General features: G+C 40.2%; 13 protein-coding genes and 1 tRNA gene. 7 read left to right on the forward strand and 7 right to left on the reverse strand.

The features are described 5' to 3' along the window. The first annotated feature begins 119 nt into the window (after nucleotides 1-119). On the forward strand, nucleotides 120-1,769 hold the full coding sequence (locus tag SLP02_RS24785) for an MBL fold metallo-hydrolase (RefSeq protein WP_319423388.1): 1,650 nt from the start codon (nucleotides 120-122) through the stop codon (nucleotides 1,767-1,769). A 307-nt stretch (nucleotides 1,770-2,076) separates the two neighbouring features. On the opposite strand, the gene SLP02_RS24790 is transcribed toward SLP02_RS24785, so the two are convergent. Then, the gene (locus tag SLP02_RS24790) at nucleotides 2,077-2,388 is read right to left on the reverse strand and encodes a DUF6679 family protein (RefSeq protein ID WP_319423389.1); all 312 of its coding nucleotides are present in this window, start codon (nucleotides 2,386-2,388) and stop codon (nucleotides 2,077-2,079) included. A 128-nt stretch (nucleotides 2,389-2,516) separates the two neighbouring features. After that, nucleotides 2,517-3,332 carry a hypothetical protein gene (locus tag SLP02_RS24795; protein ID WP_319423390.1) on the reverse strand — a complete coding sequence of 272 codons (816 nt, stop codon included), beginning with the start codon at nucleotides 3,330-3,332 and terminating at the stop codon, nucleotides 2,517-2,519. A gap of 748 nt (nucleotides 3,333-4,080) precedes the next feature. On the opposite strand from SLP02_RS24795, the gene SLP02_RS24800 reads away from it, so the two are divergent. The 5 genes from SLP02_RS24800 (at nucleotide 4,081) to SLP02_RS24820 (ending at nucleotide 11,915) form a co-directional block, all read left to right on the forward strand. Continuing rightward, a complete protein-coding gene (locus tag SLP02_RS24800) occupies nucleotides 4,081-5,610 on the forward strand; it encodes a group II intron reverse transcriptase/maturase (RefSeq protein ID WP_413467320.1) in 1,530 nt (509 codons plus the stop codon). A 478-nt stretch (nucleotides 5,611-6,088) separates the two neighbouring features. Continuing rightward, nucleotides 6,089-8,347 (forward strand): ribonuclease R family protein, encoded by a 2,259-nt coding sequence (locus SLP02_RS24805; protein WP_319423391.1) that lies wholly within the window; start codon nucleotides 6,089-6,091, stop codon nucleotides 8,345-8,347. 359 nt (nucleotides 8,348-8,706) lie between these two features. Next, the gene (locus SLP02_RS24810) at nucleotides 8,707-10,008 is read left to right on the forward strand and encodes a TldD/PmbA family protein (protein ID WP_319423392.1); all 1,302 of its coding nucleotides are present in this window, start codon (nucleotides 8,707-8,709) and stop codon (nucleotides 10,006-10,008) included. Nucleotides 10,009-10,054: 46 nt separating this feature from the next. After that, nucleotides 10,055-10,807 carry a DUF3153 domain-containing protein gene (locus tag SLP02_RS24815; protein WP_319423393.1) on the forward strand — a complete coding sequence of 251 codons (753 nt, stop codon included), beginning with the start codon at nucleotides 10,055-10,057 and terminating at the stop codon, nucleotides 10,805-10,807. 34 nt (nucleotides 10,808-10,841) lie between these two features. Continuing rightward, complete coding sequence (locus SLP02_RS24820; RefSeq protein WP_319423394.1) at nucleotides 10,842-11,915, forward strand: RuBisCO accumulation factor 1; 1,074 nt, start codon at nucleotides 10,842-10,844, stop codon at nucleotides 11,913-11,915. Nucleotides 11,916-12,187: 272 nt separating this feature from the next. Here the strand turns inward: SLP02_RS24820 and sufU are convergent, their stop codons facing one another. From sufU to SLP02_RS24835, 3 genes are read right to left on the reverse strand one after another with little or no spacing between them, the layout of a single operon-like run. Continuing rightward, a complete protein-coding gene (gene sufU / locus SLP02_RS24825) occupies nucleotides 12,188-12,619 on the reverse strand; it encodes a Fe-S cluster assembly sulfur transfer protein SufU (protein ID WP_319423395.1) in 432 nt (143 codons plus the stop codon). Beyond that, complete coding sequence (locus SLP02_RS24830) at nucleotides 12,616-13,212, reverse strand: nucleotidyltransferase family protein (protein WP_319423396.1); 597 nt, start codon at nucleotides 13,210-13,212, stop codon at nucleotides 12,616-12,618. Before SLP02_RS24830 ends, sufU begins: the two co-directional genes overlap by 4 nt. 37 nt (nucleotides 13,213-13,249) lie before the next feature. Continuing rightward, nucleotides 13,250-14,389, reverse strand: a complete 1,140-nt coding sequence (locus SLP02_RS24835; RefSeq protein WP_319423397.1) for an XdhC family protein — start codon at nucleotides 14,387-14,389, stop codon at nucleotides 13,250-13,252. 105 nt (nucleotides 14,390-14,494) lie between these two features. Here SLP02_RS24835 and SLP02_RS24840 point away from each other — a divergent pair, with 105 nt between their 5' ends. After that, complete coding sequence (locus SLP02_RS24840) at nucleotides 14,495-14,776, forward strand: helix-turn-helix domain-containing protein (RefSeq protein WP_319423398.1); 282 nt, start codon at nucleotides 14,495-14,497, stop codon at nucleotides 14,774-14,776. Nucleotides 14,777-15,088: 312 nt separating this feature from the next. On the opposite strand, the gene SLP02_RS24845 is transcribed toward SLP02_RS24840, so the two are convergent. Continuing rightward, a tRNA-Glu gene (locus SLP02_RS24845) sits at nucleotides 15,089-15,161 on the reverse strand. Nucleotides 15,162-15,276: 115 nt separating this feature from the next. Continuing rightward, nucleotides 15,277-15,834 (reverse strand): NYN domain-containing protein, encoded by a 558-nt coding sequence (locus SLP02_RS24850; RefSeq protein ID WP_319423399.1) that lies wholly within the window; start codon nucleotides 15,832-15,834, stop codon nucleotides 15,277-15,279. Nucleotides 15,835-16,020 lie beyond the last annotated feature (186 nt).

Here is a 16,020-nt window from a genome sequence, read left to right on the forward strand (position 1 = left end):
CTTAAATTGAGCTTAACTTATCTTTAAATATCGAACTTTGTGACTGTCATAACCTAAGATCTTAAACAAAGCAGTATATTCCACGCCCAGTGGTTTATCAGTTGTCAGGAGCTATTTGTATGAGTAAAAGTCAGGGAAAAGCTTTATCTAGCTCCCTGCCTTTATCCTGTTTTGTGTATGGAGCAGGTCACGGAGATGAAGGCATCTGTTTGCTGTTGCAGATTGGTAATTATCGCATTTTATTAGATTGCGGTCTGGAAAATTTGCAGGCACTACTTGAACAGAATCAGCCTCCAGTAGATCTTATTTTTTGCTCTCATGCTCACGACGATCATTGTCGGGGATTATTACAACTTCATCAGGCTTTTCCGCAACTGCCAATTTACACTAGTGAAGTTACGTCAAGATTACTGGCTGTTCATTGGCATGATAAAAATAGTCTTGAACAGCTAAATTGGTGTACGACAGTATCCTGGCGATCGCCAGTAAACATTAGCCAAGACTTACAGATAGAATTAGTACCTGCGGGACATTTGCCTGGTGCTGCTGCTATTGTCATTACCTACACTACCCCCGAACGTAGCTACAGAGTGATGTATACGGGAGATTTTTCTGTTTCTAACTTTCAGCTAGTAGAAGGAATGTCCATTGATAGTTTGCGGGGGCTATCTCCTGACATTCTAATTATAGAGGGCAGTTATGGTACTGTGCGCCATCCTCATCGTCGCCTCCAAGAAAAGCAGTTAATGGAGCGTATTTACCAAGCCTTGATGCAGGATAAAAATGTGTTACTTCCCGTGCCTCCAATCGGCTTAGGGCAAGAAATACTCAAATTATTACGTTCCCACCATCAGTTTACAGGCAAAAATGTTGATATTTGGGTGGATGATTCTGTCGCTGTTGCCTGTGATATTTATCTAGATTTATTGTCTGAATTTCCTGTATCTGTCCGCAATTTTGCCAAGCATCAATCCTTGTTTTGGGATGAACGTATCTCTCCCAAAATGCGTCGTCTAGATCCTCTGGGAAATATAGCTTCTGACCAAACTGGGGTATTTTTGGTAGATTATCGCAGTGACTTATGGGAATATCCGGCTACAGAGACAAAAGAATGGCTGATCTTGTTACCAGAACATCCTCAGAACTACATTCACCCAGATTCATCACAGCTAGAGTTGCTTCATAGCCTATCTTCGGTGTCTATTGAGACTTATTTATTGGCTGAACATAGTGATGGGCGCAACACTACTCAGTTGATTCATAATTTACGACCCCAGCACGTTATTTTTGTCCACGGCTCGTTAAACTATTTACTGGAGCTTGCTAGTCTAGAAGAATTGCGTAACCGCTATCAGATTCACGCTCCTGTTGATGAAATGTTAGTAGAGTTGCCCATTGGCGATCGCTTTTTACAGCCAAAAGCACCTCAGCCTATTTTTTATGAAGGAGAGCTAAATGAGGTTGGTTCGGCGATCGCCATGATTTTACCCGATCATATTAGTAACGACTCTAGATGGAAAAACATCGCCGATACAGGCATTATCCAGGCACGTTGGCAGGGAGATGAACTAGTAGTTCGGGGAGTATCTCAAAGAGAACTACTTAGTTCTAATAGCCAAGCTCGAATATCATCAGATTTAGACTGCTGCGATCGCTGTTTACACTATGGTAATCAACGTTGCTGGAATCAAATGTCGCCTCTTTACGGCTTTAAGGTAGTTCCAGAAGGCTACTGTCCAGTTTTTGAAGCCAAAAAAGAAGCTAATTAAGTAGGTAGGACAAATTAATTAGAAGATAGTCTCAGCAACGAGTAACTAGTAAAGAAAATAGACCATAATGTATTGCTTACGCTTGTTTTGCGTTTAATTCACCCCTCCTACTTATAGTCATTTCAAATAGGAAGCGTATTAGACAAGATAACTTTGATGAAAGCCTTAAACTTTTCTGACTCCAAACCTCTGACCTCTTTCGAGACCCCGCGTCGCCGTTAGGCGCAAGGGAATGCTCGAATTGACCTTTAAGCAGTTAACTATTAGGAAAATAATTGAAATAACTATAAGATCTTTATCCCAATAGTTAATCTTGATTATGTTCTGGTGAGGGAGGATGGATTTGCTCTGCTTCAGGACAGTCATCGGAAACTATAATTTCACTGTTGGTTTTTGATACCGAAGCCAGCTTTTGGGTAACAGCACCGATACTTTCTAGACGCACCATTTCCTCCCAGGAGCTAATTTCGTCTTCTTCCTCTGTCTCATAGCGGATCGTCACAATATCTCCCTCGAAATCAACAATACATCCGCCTTCAATCCAGCGTTGCTGATCCCGCAAGAAAATACAAACTTCACGACCATCTTGACAGAGTTGATAAATCTTGCGGTGTAACATAGGTTTTTCCTCTGTGAGTAACTCCTATTTTAGTGGACTTTATTGTCTTTATTATTGCTATTTTGACACGATGATACAAAATTCATGATTTAGTATTTGATGGTAACAAATCTTTGATAACTTCTGGGTTATTTTACTGGCGTTGGTTCTTTTTCTAGGTAACGCAGAAATTCTAATAGCTGTTCATCAGTCAAGTGAAGACGACTGCGTTTGCCGTAACGAGTCTTTAAAAATTCTCGTCCGTCATCTTTTGTCCAGCCCAATCTTTTTATTTCAATATCAGTTTTTTGCTTAATTTCATTAAAGTCGATGGTTTCTGTTGCTTCAGACTCTGGATTTAGATTAACATTAGAAATTGGCAGTTGAGAAGTAATATTATTATTTTCAGCTAGAAGATTGCTGTATTGATCCTTGGCAGCCGTCCCCTCGAATAGATTACCAGAATTAATTACTGGCTCAGGATTTAAGTTGATTTCTGGATTGTTAGGTTCGAGAAAAGGTTCTGGTGTTGGCGGTTCAGAAACTATAGCTGGTTCTATTTTTGCCGTAGCAGTTTTAGGCTCAATAGCTTGGGGAGGTTTTGATAGAGTCTCAAGGCGATCGTTATTGTTGCTAATGTTGTTAGTTGTATTTACTGGGACTGAAGGCATCTGTTCAGAGTTACTAAGCTTAGAGTCTAACAAGGTAGAGTTGGCGGCTGATTTTTCTGTTTTCAGATTAGAAACAGGAGTTTGATGCAGATCTAAAGCCAAAGTGGCGATCGCTCTTTCCCTGGCTTTGTCTTCTGCCACTTCGATTTTGTCTGCTGCTGCCAAACCAGTAGCTAAAACAATACTGTCTATCTCAACTGAAGCTTTGACAATGTAAACTCCTCGGTCTATTTTCACCAATTCACTGACCAAACTTCCTTGAGGATATCGTTCACGAAATTTAGTTAGCATCATGTCCTTAGATTTATCTTTAGTTTGTTAGTATTAATTTACTATTTATTGCTCTAGGGAAAAAAGAAGTTTGCCAATCAGCATTGAGAATTTACAATAGATACTGAATTGACCAACGCTCACAAATCAAATCATGTGCGATTCGTTGAAGCCGCGAAACTCTAGAAATTAGAGAAATAGAAGCTTCCAGGTGATGACAGGGAGAAAACTGTATGTAACCTGAACTGATAGTTGGATGGAGGTTAAAGTCCCCCCATCTAAGAGATAGATGAACTCCTTATCTGGCACTACTGAGTAGGCTCGGAATCCTACAGGGTAAAGCGTGCAGCAGGGCGGAATTAGAGGCAAAACAGATAGCCACACTACCGCTAATAGGGAGATGTCATGGGTAAACAGGTTCTAGGAAAATGTCTTAATTTGGAGCCATAATCTGAACAACAAATATGGACTTTATTACCGCCTATTCTCGTAGCGTTTGTGGTTGACAAGCTACTTCTCTGAGAAGGTAATAGACAAATTGAACCGCCCTAAAACATCAGTCAATCTAACCATCGGAACGAATAAAAACTCTGATACTTGGTTTCAGGAATCGAAAACCTGAATAGGCTAGACGAGTAGCGGAAAACCAAGCAGAGGGTAGGATGAGGCGTGCAGAGTGCGAAGCACTCAGATCGTCGTCTTCGACGACTGGGAAAGCTTTGCTTTCCGCGCCTCAAGGATATCAGAACAATGTTCAACTAAGAAGGTAATAATTATGACGCATAGCATAAGTTATAGCGATAACTGGAAATTTGCCGACTGGAAGGGATTTCAGAAAGTATTATTTCGCCTCCAAAGGAGAATATACAAAGCAACTAGAGAAGGAGACAAAGCTAAGGCTAAAAGTCTACAGAAGTTGATTCTATCTTCTCGTTCAGCAAGGATGCTAGCAATTAGACAAGTAACTCAACTAAACACAGGAAAGAAAACGGCTGGAATTGATGGCAAGAAATTATTGTCATTCAAGGAAAGGTTTGACTTAGAGGAAACTCTAAGAAAGAACTACAAAACTTGGGTACACCAGGGACTTCGCGAGATACCCATTCCTAAAAAGGATGGCAGCAAGCGAATACTGAAAATACCAACAATAGCCGATAGAGCATATCAATGTTTACTGAAATATGCTCTAGAACCAGCACACGAAGCAACGTTCCATGCTCGAAGCTACGGGTTTAGACCAGGACGAGGCACACATGACGCCCAAAAAAACCTGTTCAACAATCTAAGAAGCAAAAGCAACGGAATTAAAAAGAGAGTTCTAGAAATAGACATCTCTAAATGCTTTGACCGCATAAGTCATAAATCCATCTTAGACATAGTTATTGCTCCCGATTTTATTATAGACGGAATACGTCGATGTCTTAAAATCGGAGTTAACCCACAGTTTCCCAATCAAGGTACACCGCAAGGTGGAGTTGTAAGCCCATTATTGGCTAACATTGCTTTGAACGGCATAGAACTAATTGGGGAACAAAGGACATCTAAGTGTACTCGTTATGCGGATGACATGGTTTTCATACTAAAACCAGAAGATAGTGCAGAACAAATACTTGCCAAAGTTGAAGAATTTCTTGCCAAACGAGGAATGGAAGTTAACCAAAAGAAGACCAAAGTAACGGCTTCGACAGATGGTTTTGACTTTCTTGGATGGAAATTTTACGTCCAAAAAAACGGCAAGTTTAGGAGCATCCCATCAGTGGACAACTTCAAAGCTTTTCGTAACAAAGTTAAATACATCGTCAACAACTCTAACTATGATGCGGAAACAAAAGTGTCAAAGCTAGCGCCTGTCGTTAGGGGATGGCGCAATTACCATAAATTCTGCAAGATGGACGGTTCAAGATTCAATTTAGGGAGATTATCCCAAAGAACATTCAAAGTGTTCTTAAAACAAAAATCTATAAACCGCTATAAAGCAGTCAAAATGGTCAAAAACGCCTTCCCAACTGTTAGTTACTCAGAGAACAAATTTGTCAACGTCAAAGGAGAAAAGACTCCTTTTGATGGAGACATAAACTACTGGGCAAAGAGAAACAGTAAATATTACGACGGAGCAATAGCAAGCACGCTTAGAAAACAAAATCATTCATGTGGATATTGTGGATTGAAATTTCTCTACGGAGAAAAAGTAGAATTACATCATATTGATGGTAATCACAACAACTGGGACAGGGAGAATCTAATCGCCAATCACAGAAGCTGTCACCACTATACACACATGGGCAAAGGTCGGAAAGACTAAAGATATTCGGGAGCCGTATGCGGTGAAAGTCGCACGTACAGATCTAAAAGAGAGGGGCGGAGCGTAATAGCTCCCCTCGACTCTACCAGTCTTTGTGATTGAGATTCATATTATGATCGATTTATTGGCGATCGCAAGCTAAAACTATTAGCTGTAGAAAGTGTAAATTGGGTAGATAATAAATCTCACCATAACTTTTAAAACCATTATTTAAGTGAGGAGAATATTAGCCAATAACTCTCTCAAACTCTATAAAAATGCAGGCTAACAACCCAACAACCTACATTTTGATATCTTAACCTCTTGTTGTGTATGTAAAGAGAGATTTCCTGTTCAGGGAAATCCAAACCGTGAAACAGGTAGTTTCCGTCTCAGAAAACCCTGGCATGAGTTACAGACTATAGGGTACGAGTTAACATAGTCATCTTCGCTCGCTTTTGTAGTTACTAAATTACTATTGGATAAGGATAATTTTTAGATGGAATTTTCAATCGCTACATTATTAGCCCAGTTCGTTGATGAAAAATTAGTCGCGGGCAAAAATTTAGAAAAAAAACTTGGTTGTGAAGACGAGGAGGGAATTCAAAAACTACAGATAACTCTTGATGCTTTAGAAAAAATTAGCGTCTTGACCAAAGAAAGAGGCAAATATCGTCGTCTGTATGAAGATGACGTGGTCGAAGCAAAATTAAGATGCTCTAGTAAAGGATTTTGCTTTGCCATCCAAGATCAGGAAAATGCCGATGACATTTATGTGCGAGAAAGCCACTTAAGTAATGCCTGGAATGGCGATCGCGTTTTCGTCAAAATTATTAAAGAAGGCAGTCGTCGTCGCTCTCCTGAAGGTGAAGTTAAGTTAATTTTAGAACGCTCTAATCCTTCGCTGTTAGCCACGGTTACGACAAAAGAAGAAAAATATCGGGCGATACCCCTTGATGACCGCTTATTATTTGAACTTGACCTCAAAGACAATGGTCAAGACCTCCAGGCAGCTATAGAACACCTAGTTCACGTGTCAGTCCTGCGCTATCCTCTAGGGCAGCATCCCCCATTAGGTCAGGTGACCAAGGTGCTGGGCAGTGATGCTGAAGAAGCTGCCGATGTAGATATTGTTTCTTGTAAACATGATTTACCCCAGGATTTTCCTGAAAAAGCGATCGCTGCTACTGCAAAATTACCTAGTGCGCGTATACCCGCAGCCGAAACTAAAAGTCGTTTAGATTTAAAAGACAAGCTAACTTTTACCATCGAATCTGAGTCTAACCTGGCAAATAGTGACTGGATTGAGAATGCTTTTACCTTAGAAAAAACCGCAGCCGACAACTGGCAGCTAGGAATCCACATTGCCGATGTAGCTCACTACATAGAACAGGATACGATCTTAGATCGCATAGCCAGAAAACGGGGTATTGCCGTGAATCTTCGCAAGCAAGTTTTGCCTTTGTTTCCTGAAAAAGTTAGTAAGCTTTGCTCTTTAATTCCAGGCAAAAACCGTCTGGCAATTTCGGTAATGATTACTCTAGATGCTCAAGGCAATATTGTTGAATATCAAATTGCACCGACCGTAATTTCTGTAGATCATCAGCTTACCTATCAAGAAACTCAAGAATTAATCAGTGGCGAGTCAAAACCAGACAAAAAGCTAGCATCTCTTGTGCCGATGTTATCAGATTTGTTTTTTACTCTAAGTCCATTAGTTAAAGCTCAACGTTTGCAGAGAGGAGGTTTAGAAGTAAGCACACCAGAAATTCATAGTCTTTTTAAAGATGAGGGAAGAGTGGGAACAATTTTGGGAGTGTCCGCCTTACCTGTGCATTCGATGCTAACAGAATTAACAATTCTGGCAGGAAAAGTAGTTGCCGAACATTTACAGGCATTGGAACTACCAGGAGTTTACTGTACTCAAGCAGAGCCAGACATAGAAGAACTAGAAGATTTAATCAAGCTGGGTAATAACCTGGGCTTAGAGCTTAATATTAATGTAGAAGACACTGTATCTTCCCAAGACTATCAAAGACTTACGGAGCAGTTTAATACATCTTCAGCAACAATGGTATTGAATTACCTGTTGCAAACCACCTTTAAACCAGTCAAGTATCTGACTAAACCAGGAAAACACTTTGGCTTGGCTTATGAAGATGGTTATGCTCACTGCATTTCCCCTGGTCAGAGATACGTCGATTTGATCATTCAGCGGATTTTGAAGGCAGTATTTGAGCATGGACGCGATCGCCGTCACAGTCGTACCAAAGAGGGTGTAGACCTGAATAGCAGCAGTTGTCATGGACAAATCAACTGGAAAGTATTGCCTCCGACTATCCAAGAGCAGATTGAAACCGATATTCAAACTACGCTACCATTTTTAAATGACCGCGAAAAACAGGCAGAAGATGCAGAAAAAGATCTGGCGGGACTGAAGAAAGCCGAACAAATGAAAGAACGTACAGGTAAAATCTTTGAAGGCTTAATCACAGGAGTACAGTCCTATGGTTTCTTTGTCGAAATCGAAGATTTACTAGTAGAAGGTTTAGTTCACGTTAGTTCTTTAAAAGACGACTGGTACGAATATCGCTCTCGTAATAGCTGTTTGGTGGGTAGAAAAAATCAGACTGCTTATCGTTTGGGCGATCGTGTTGAAGTAGAAGTCAAAAGTGTAGACTACTATCGTCAGCAAATCGATCTAGTTACCGTTGGCGGTGGCAGCGAGGCACAGAATGCTGATTGGGAAGAAGAATGATTTTAAAGGGATCAATTATGAAGGATAAGGAAGAAAAATTGTAGGGGCGAACGGTGAGGCAGTTGCGGTGGGTCGAGACCCCCTAAAGGGTTCAGCAGTTTGCTCGCCCTCGACAATAACCTCAACGGGGGGAACCCCCGCAACGGTTTTGTCTCGCAACGGGGGAAACCCCCGCAACGCAACTGCTTCACCGCGTCGCCGTCAGGCGCAAGGGAACGCTCGACTTGCGGTTTCACCGACATAAGCAAACTGCCGAACCCAAAGGGCTGTTCGCCTTCACCGAGACAATACATTTGCTTTCTTCCTTTTCCTTTTTCCACCATAAAAAATAAATTAGTTTGACAGAGTTTAATAAAGAAATGAAGGATCAGATAATTGAGCAGGTAATTGAACTTGCGAAGAAAAAAGGTATTAAAGCTGAGGTTTATTATGCTTCTAGTCGGGATACGCCGATTGAATTTGCGAACAATCGCTTAAAATCTTTAGAAACAAAAGCATCTGAAGGTATTGCTCTAAGGGTAATTGCCGATAATAAATTGGGTTTTGCTAGCTCTACGGATTTGACTCGTTTATCGGATCTAGTAGATGCAGCAGTTGCGACTGCGGAGATTGGCGATCCTGTAGAGTTTGATTTTACTCAAGACGTTAATTATGTTGAACCCCAAGATGATTATCAATTTCCTAACACCGAAAAGCTAGTAAACGTAGGCGAAGATTTAATCAGCAAAGTTCATCAATATAACCAAGATATATTGGTTGATGTCAGCTTTCATAGTCGTTCAGGTATTGAAAAGCTAGCTACTACTACCGATGTTTATACCGAGCAAAATGGTCAAAGCCTTAGTGCAGTCATCTCAGGTAATTTGGTAAGAGGCGAAGACTTTTTACAGGCTTATGCTTATGAAGTTAGCGATCGCCAGCCTGATTATGAGGCAATTTTACACAAGCTAATTCAAAAATATCAGCACGCAGAAGGCAAAGCAAGTATTACCAGCGGGACATATCCTGTATTGTTTACACCTAGTGCAGCTAGTAGTACTATGGGCAGAATGTTCGGCACAATTTTTTCTGGTCAATCAATAGTGCAAAAAGCTTCTCCCTTAACTGACAAGTTGGGCGAAAAAATATTTGATGAGCGCATTAATGTATTTGAAGATCCTAGCCTTGGAGTTTCTGCCTGTAAGTTTGATGATGAAGGAGTAGAAACCAGCAAAAAACATTTAATTGATCGGGGTGTTGTCAAGCAGTTTTACTGGGATAGACGCTGGGCTGCCCGCCAAGGTATAAAATCTAGTGGCAATGGTTTTCGGGGTGGTATATCCCGTCCTAGCCCCAGTCTAGTCAATGTTTGTATTGACCCAGGCAAAACTAGCGTCGATGAGCTTATTGCTGGTATGGAGGAAGGTATTATTGTCGATCAGGTTTTGGGTGCAGGACAATCTAATGTTTTGGCAGGGGAATTTTCCGTCAATATAGATTTAGGTTACAAAGTCGAACAGGGAAAAATTGTCGGCAGAGTAAAAGATACAATGGTGGCAGGAAACATTTTTGAAGCCTTCAATAATGTAGTGGATATGAGCGATCGCCCTGAATGGGTAGGTAGTAGTTCTTATGTTCCCCATATCCTGTTTGCCAAATTGGGAGTGGCAGCTAGACAGTAAGTAGTTAGCAGTTAGGGGCGAACGGCCGTTCGCCCGTACAGTAATAATGAAAAGAAGCAGTTTTGTGAAATTTTTGTTGCCGATTGTTTTGTGTTTAACAACCTTGTTAACTGGCTGTGTTGATTACGAAGTAGGAGTAAATTTTAAAACTCCCTACAGTGGCGAGATTACGCAGCATATTAAAGTCGACGACAAGCTGACTAGCCTTGCCCCAGCAGATACTAGACAATGGTTAAATAGCCTAGAAAAGCGATCGCGCACCTTCAAAGGAAGCGTCAAAAAGCTTAATTCTCAAGAACTTTTGCTGACGATACCCTTTGGTAACGGTGCAGAATTGGCACAAAAATTTAATCAGCTTTTTCAAACTACTATTGTTCCCAACGCGACTATCCCTCAAGATAAAGTTGAGTTGATTGAGCTTAATTCTCAGGTGGATTTACATCAAAGCAATCTAGTTTTTGTTGAACGTAACAGCATCGATCTAGCTATAGACTTGAGAGCGTTGGGAATTTTAAGTAGACAAGAAAATATCGTCATCGATCAAGATTCTCTGGCTGACTTGAAGTTTCAGTTAAACACACCTTGGATTGCTCACAGCATCTCAGACTCAAACAACCTTCAGCCAATCAAAAACACCCTTAAAAAAGGTTTAGTTTGGCAACTCCATCCAGGAGAGGTAAATCATATTAAAGCCGTATTTTGGCTACCTAGCCCCATTGGTATCGGTACAGCAATTATCATTTTGCTAATGATTGCTGGTTTCTTGCTCAAATATCGTCGTTTTCCTGGTGTAGCTTAATTACTGACGTTAGGAAAGAGTAAACTTAAAAGCTATGAATAATATTCCAGATAGTCAGACTCAAATATCAGCAGCAGAAGGACAAGAATTAGTGCGATCGCTCTTGCACAAGGAGGGTACTTGGGTAGAGTGGGGGCAAATTTGCCAAAAGCTACAAAAAGCTGGATATGATAACCAAAAAATCTTTGAAGATACTGGATTTCAAAATAGCCAGCAAAATTTGGTCATTGTGGCTGCTCAAGTTTTTGATAATTTAGTTCAGGGTGATGTTGCATCAGAGATATTAGAATACTTTAGAGGACCCCGCAGCGATGTATTATATGAGTTTCGGGTATTAAACCAGAAACAGCGAGTTAACGCTAGCCTGCTTGCTTATGAAAAACGCCTTGATGTAGACGGGGCGCATATAGTAGCCAAAGCGGTACAGGACGTGTCGCGGATGTCTCAACTACCAGATGCCTTTACTAATCATCCTGGAGATTGGGTAGCATATATATCTTGGAAAAGAGCCAAAAGCAAAAGAGATCTTCAAGAGCGATCGCGTTTAATTGCTCAAGGATTAAAATTTGCCCATTCAAATACGGCTAGAGACGAAATTACCAAGCTTTTAAGTGACTTTACCGTAGTCAAAAGTGCCACTGCACCGTTGTTGCCCTTATATCGCTTAGAATCAGAAGAAGAGTTGCCCCGTATTGTCCCTTTGGCTGGCTCATATCCCCTTGGTGATCAAGAAATACAGGCAATAGACAAAGTTGAAATTAAACAGCCTTTTGGCAACATACAGGCTAAGGGCGGTACTTATATACCTGTTCCTGGTTGGCAAACAGTTCTCAAAGCAGATGATCCTGTAGCCTATTTATGTCCAAGTAATCTGCTGCCAAAATATCTTGGTGGCAATATCGAAGAAGTTTTGGTCATCTTAGATCGAACTAATACAACCTGGGATGTTGGCAGCTATTTTGTAGCCGAAATAGAAGGAAAACTAGAGTTACGTTGGTTTGAAACTGAACCAAATGTACCAATTGTTGGTCAACTAGTCCTGATTCTGCGTCCTAAGAAAATATTAGATGAGGGCAATCTTACTCAACCTTGGCAAATGGACGATTAAGCCCATTTCAATAGTTTTTGTTTAAGAATTAATAGGATTGATTACAGCTTGGGCGAGAAAATTAACCGTCAGAGGAATCTGGTCAGTTGCTATAGAGCAATGGTGCTTCGATTTCTAATTTAGGCGTTGGTGAATCCAGGTATGATTGCTAAAATTAGCACTTTAAATTTGAGACTTAAAAACTAATAACTACGAATAAATTACTTTAGATTTCATACATCAAATCACCAACGCCCTAATTCAGTAAGGTTCATACAAGAATCATCCTCAGATTAATCGATAATTGCCGCTTTTAGAGTATGCCAAGCAAGAGTTACACATTTAACTTTAATTGGGTAACGACTGACGCCCTCGATCGCTTTTAAACGAGCGTAGTCAGAATCTAGCTTGGTCTTACCTAACATTACTTGATGGAAATGCTCGATTGTTTCTTGCACTTGCTCGATGGTTTTACCTTTAACTGTCTCGATCATTAAATCGGCAGAAGCCAAACATAAAGCACAACCCGAACCCGTAAACTTTAAGTCATTAATAGTGCCTGTTTCGTCCACAGCCATAGTTATTTTAATGCGATCGCCACAATAAGGATTCTCAAGTTTTTTAGCTCGATTAACGGGATTAGCTATACCAAAGTGGCGGGGATTTTTAGCACGATCTAAAATAGTTTGCTGATATAAACGGCGTTCTTTTAAAGTAATAGTCATATTTTTAGTAATTTTTGATAATCTGCTGGAGTATCTATATCAACCGCAGCTTCGGGTAAATCTAAATTAAAAGCGCGATCGCTGTATTGATTTAATATTTGTTTAGCACCGCCTTTTTGCTTCATTTTAAGTAACTCAGGTATAAGAGTGCGATCGAATAAAGCAGGTACGCCAAGAGTGTCACTATAGTTAGATGCCACTGCTTTTAGTTGATTCTGACAATAACGCTCTATTAAGCGATTGTAAACTTGGGCGTTAATAAAAGGTTGATCTGCTAAAGCAATTATTATTGCTTCAGAATTGACCTTCATTTGTAGTAAGGCTTTGATTCCTGTCGCTATCGAAGTACTCATACCCTGTTGCCATTGAGTATTATAAGTAACACATATTGGTAAATCGCTTATTTCGCCAGAGATGCGATCGCAGTTTGCGCCAAGCACGACTATAATGCGATCGCAGTTACTCTTGACTGCTTCTGTGACAGCATGACGAATGAGACTATTACCTTTGTAAGATAATAATTGCTTGGGAGTTCCCATTCTTCTAGATTCACCAGCAGCCAATAAAATTAAAGGAACTTGAGGATAGTTCATGGATAAAAGGAGACTGGAAGACTTGGGGATATACTTACTACTTGCTACTTACAAGCCGAGGTTGTTCAGCATGAATTGGGGCATTACGATCTTTAAGAAATCCACTGGGACGATTTTTAATTACAGCTTGAATCTCGGCAATAATTGATAAAGCAATTTCTTCTGGATTATCTGCACCTATATCTAATCCTACAGGACTGTTTAATTCTTGTTCTGGTGGAAAAATACAGTCTTCAGCTTTCAAATCTTGAAGCAGTCGGTTAGTTCTTTTTTTTGGTCCAAGTATGCCGAGATATTTTAAGGGAGTGGTACTTAGCATCTGCAAGAACTCTAGATCGTAAAGATAGTTATGGCTCATTGTCACGGCTACGGTTTGTTCGTCAAATTCCATTTGTGAAGTGGATTCATCGGCAGTTCCCAGGATAAGGCGATCGCTTTCTTGAAAACGTTCTTTTGTCTGGATACGTGCTTGAGGATCGATTACAGTAACGTACCAGCCTAATGCTTTAGCAAAATGAACTACAGGTAGGGCATCAAAACCCGCACCAAAGATCACTAAATTAATTGGTGGAACAATTACCTCTAGAAAAACCTCTGCTATCCCCTCTGTTAAGACATAAGCTTGAGATCTAGACTTTTTCTGTTGTAAAACCGATTGAATATTCTGCTTAACAATTGCTTCTAATTCTGGATTATCGATGCTAGAAACCATCCTACCGTCTGGATAAAGCAAGACTCTCTCTCTACTTTTTTTTGTTTCGGTTGTCGTTTCAGTTTTAAATACTGTTGCCACAGCACCAGCTTGCCTAGTAGACAAACACTGTTCGACAACGCTCAAAGCATTTAGTTGTTCTGTATTCAATCGCTCAATGAGAATATAAGCTACACCTTGACAGCCCAAGCCCAGACCCCAAATCAGGTCATCTTCGCTGGTTGTGTCATATTTAACTAGACTAGGTATGCCAGTTTTAAGAACGACCTGCGATCGCTTGACGACATCACTTTCCAAACAGCCACCACTAATTGTACCTACCTGTTGACCATCGGACGTTATCAACATTCTCGCTCCAGGACGACGATAAGCAGAACCTTCTACCTTAACTAAAGTAGCCAAAGCGGCCGTTTGTCTCTCTTGAATCTGTTTCCAGGCTGTAATAATATCTTGTAGTTCTTTCATAAGCTTTAACGTCGATAGTTTAGCGATTGGACATGAAGTTTTTGACCTAAGTTTTGTATATGAGTAATTCTTTTGTCGCTCAACTGTGTCCTTGTCGTTTAATTCGTGAAAATATCAGAAGCCTGCGAATTGAATCAAAAAGCCTTTGGGTCATTATTGCCAACATTTGAACAGCAGTATCAGCAATCTTTACAATCAGAATCAAGAAAACGAGCAGTAAAAGGGGGGAAGAAAGCCGAGCTTAAAACAATCACTGCCAAATTATTCTTCATACTGTTTTATTTTAAATGCTATCCCACATTTGATTTGGCTGGATTCATCTTTGGCATTCATCGCTCTCAAACAGATTACTGGGTACACAAATTGCAACTTTTAGAAAAAGCTTGAGGAGCAAAAATGGTTTTACCGTGACGTGAAAAATGATTAGTGTTGAAGAATTTATCGCCAGATATCCGACAGTTAAGAAAGTAATGATTGACTGTATAAAAAGACCAATTTCTAGTTTGATTTACTTTCTTTTTTTTTATTTCCCGACAACTTTATTGCTAAATTTGACGTTCCCTTTGTTGCTTTAGCTCAAATTTGAAAGATGCTACGTCCTAACTCTCTTGACTGTAGCTATAAAAGCAGTCTCATCTGAAGTAAACAAAAAAAAGAGCCGAGTTAATAAACTTGACTCTTTGATCTTTTTTTTTTCAGTACCCCCAAGGGAATTTGAATCCCTGTCGCCTCCGTGAAAGGGAGGTGTCCTAGGCCACTAGACGATGGGGGCTTAGAGTTGTTGCTTGCTTTTGCACAGCGCAACTGGCAACGTTTCTAAATATATCGAATATTTTTATAGCTGTCAATGTTTTTTGAAAAAATAGTTGTTCAAATCAAAGAAAGGATTATTGTATACCCCGCTGCATTTGCCTGAGACGTTTTTGCGCTGCGGGATCGAGGGTATTAAATAAAAAACGACCAGAAGGTTTGTTCTTGGTCTGTTTTTTATTTCTGCTTTTGATTTGGCAGTCGGCTCGTTTTACTTCTTTTGCTAACATGGGAGCGGACAAACATTCTGCACCGTATCCAACTACCGTAAGCTGTTGAGCGCGATCGCTCGTGGCAACAATCAACCGAGTAGACTCTTGCTGATATTTTTTTCTGCCAAATGTGGCGCAGAATTTTTCAATGTAGGTATCAGCGGTTTCAGCAAACGCTGTGTAATGGACTGATAAAGCAGCGGTATGATCTTCTACACTGCGGGGAGTATCTTGATAGTGAGCGTCGAAAACTATTTTAGTGCGGTAAGCAACCGCAGCAGTATAGTTAATTAAACATTCAACTAATTCATAACGGGCTGCTTCTAAACCGTGGCGATCGCGACTTTCTTTTAAGTCCGACCAGTCGCCGATCATATTGTAACCATCGACGAGTAGTATCGCCTGGTATGAGTGAGGTAACATTGTAGTAAATGGTTTTATAGGAGAGTAGGTTTTGATCTAAATCCTATCTTAAGCAAAATTGTTAACAAAAAGTTAAACAAAATGAATATTGTTGCTGACTTGAACTCTTAAACAGTCAGAATTATTATTCATAGCTCTTAGCTTTTAGCCATCAACCATCAGCTTTTTGAAGAAATTTATCTCAAC

Source organism: Pleurocapsa sp. FMAR1 (assembly GCF_963665995.1).
Classification (GTDB): Bacteria; Cyanobacteriota; Cyanobacteriia; order Cyanobacteriales; family Xenococcaceae; genus Waterburya.

Excerpts from the sequence above, each read along its gene's own strand:
- SLP02_RS24785 (WP_319423388.1), top strand. The coding sequence starts at position 120 with ATGAGTAAAAGTCAGGGAAAAGCTTTATCTAGCTCCCTGCCTTTATCC.
- SLP02_RS24790 (WP_319423389.1), bottom strand. The coding sequence starts at position 2,388 with ATGTTACACCGCAAGATTTATCAACTCTGTCAAGATGGTCGTGAAGTT.
- SLP02_RS24795 (WP_319423390.1), bottom strand. The coding sequence starts at position 3,332 with ATGATGCTAACTAAATTTCGTGAACGATATCCTCAAGGAAGTTTGGTC.
- SLP02_RS24805 (WP_319423391.1), top strand. The coding sequence starts at position 6,089 with ATGGAATTTTCAATCGCTACATTATTAGCCCAGTTCGTTGATGAAAAA.
- SLP02_RS24810 (WP_319423392.1), top strand. The coding sequence starts at position 8,707 with ATGAAGGATCAGATAATTGAGCAGGTAATTGAACTTGCGAAGAAAAAA.
- SLP02_RS24815 (WP_319423393.1), top strand. The coding sequence starts at position 10,055 with ATGAAAAGAAGCAGTTTTGTGAAATTTTTGTTGCCGATTGTTTTGTGT.
- SLP02_RS24820 (WP_319423394.1), top strand. The coding sequence starts at position 10,842 with ATGAATAATATTCCAGATAGTCAGACTCAAATATCAGCAGCAGAAGGA.
- sufU (WP_319423395.1), bottom strand. The coding sequence starts at position 12,619 with ATGACTATTACTTTAAAAGAACGCCGTTTATATCAGCAAACTATTTTA.
- SLP02_RS24830 (WP_319423396.1), bottom strand. The coding sequence starts at position 13,212 with ATGAACTATCCTCAAGTTCCTTTAATTTTATTGGCTGCTGGTGAATCT.
- SLP02_RS24835 (WP_319423397.1), bottom strand. The coding sequence starts at position 14,389 with ATGAAAGAACTACAAGATATTATTACAGCCTGGAAACAGATTCAAGAG.
- SLP02_RS24850 (WP_319423399.1), bottom strand. The coding sequence starts at position 15,834 with ATGTTACCTCACTCATACCAGGCGATACTACTCGTCGATGGTTACAAT.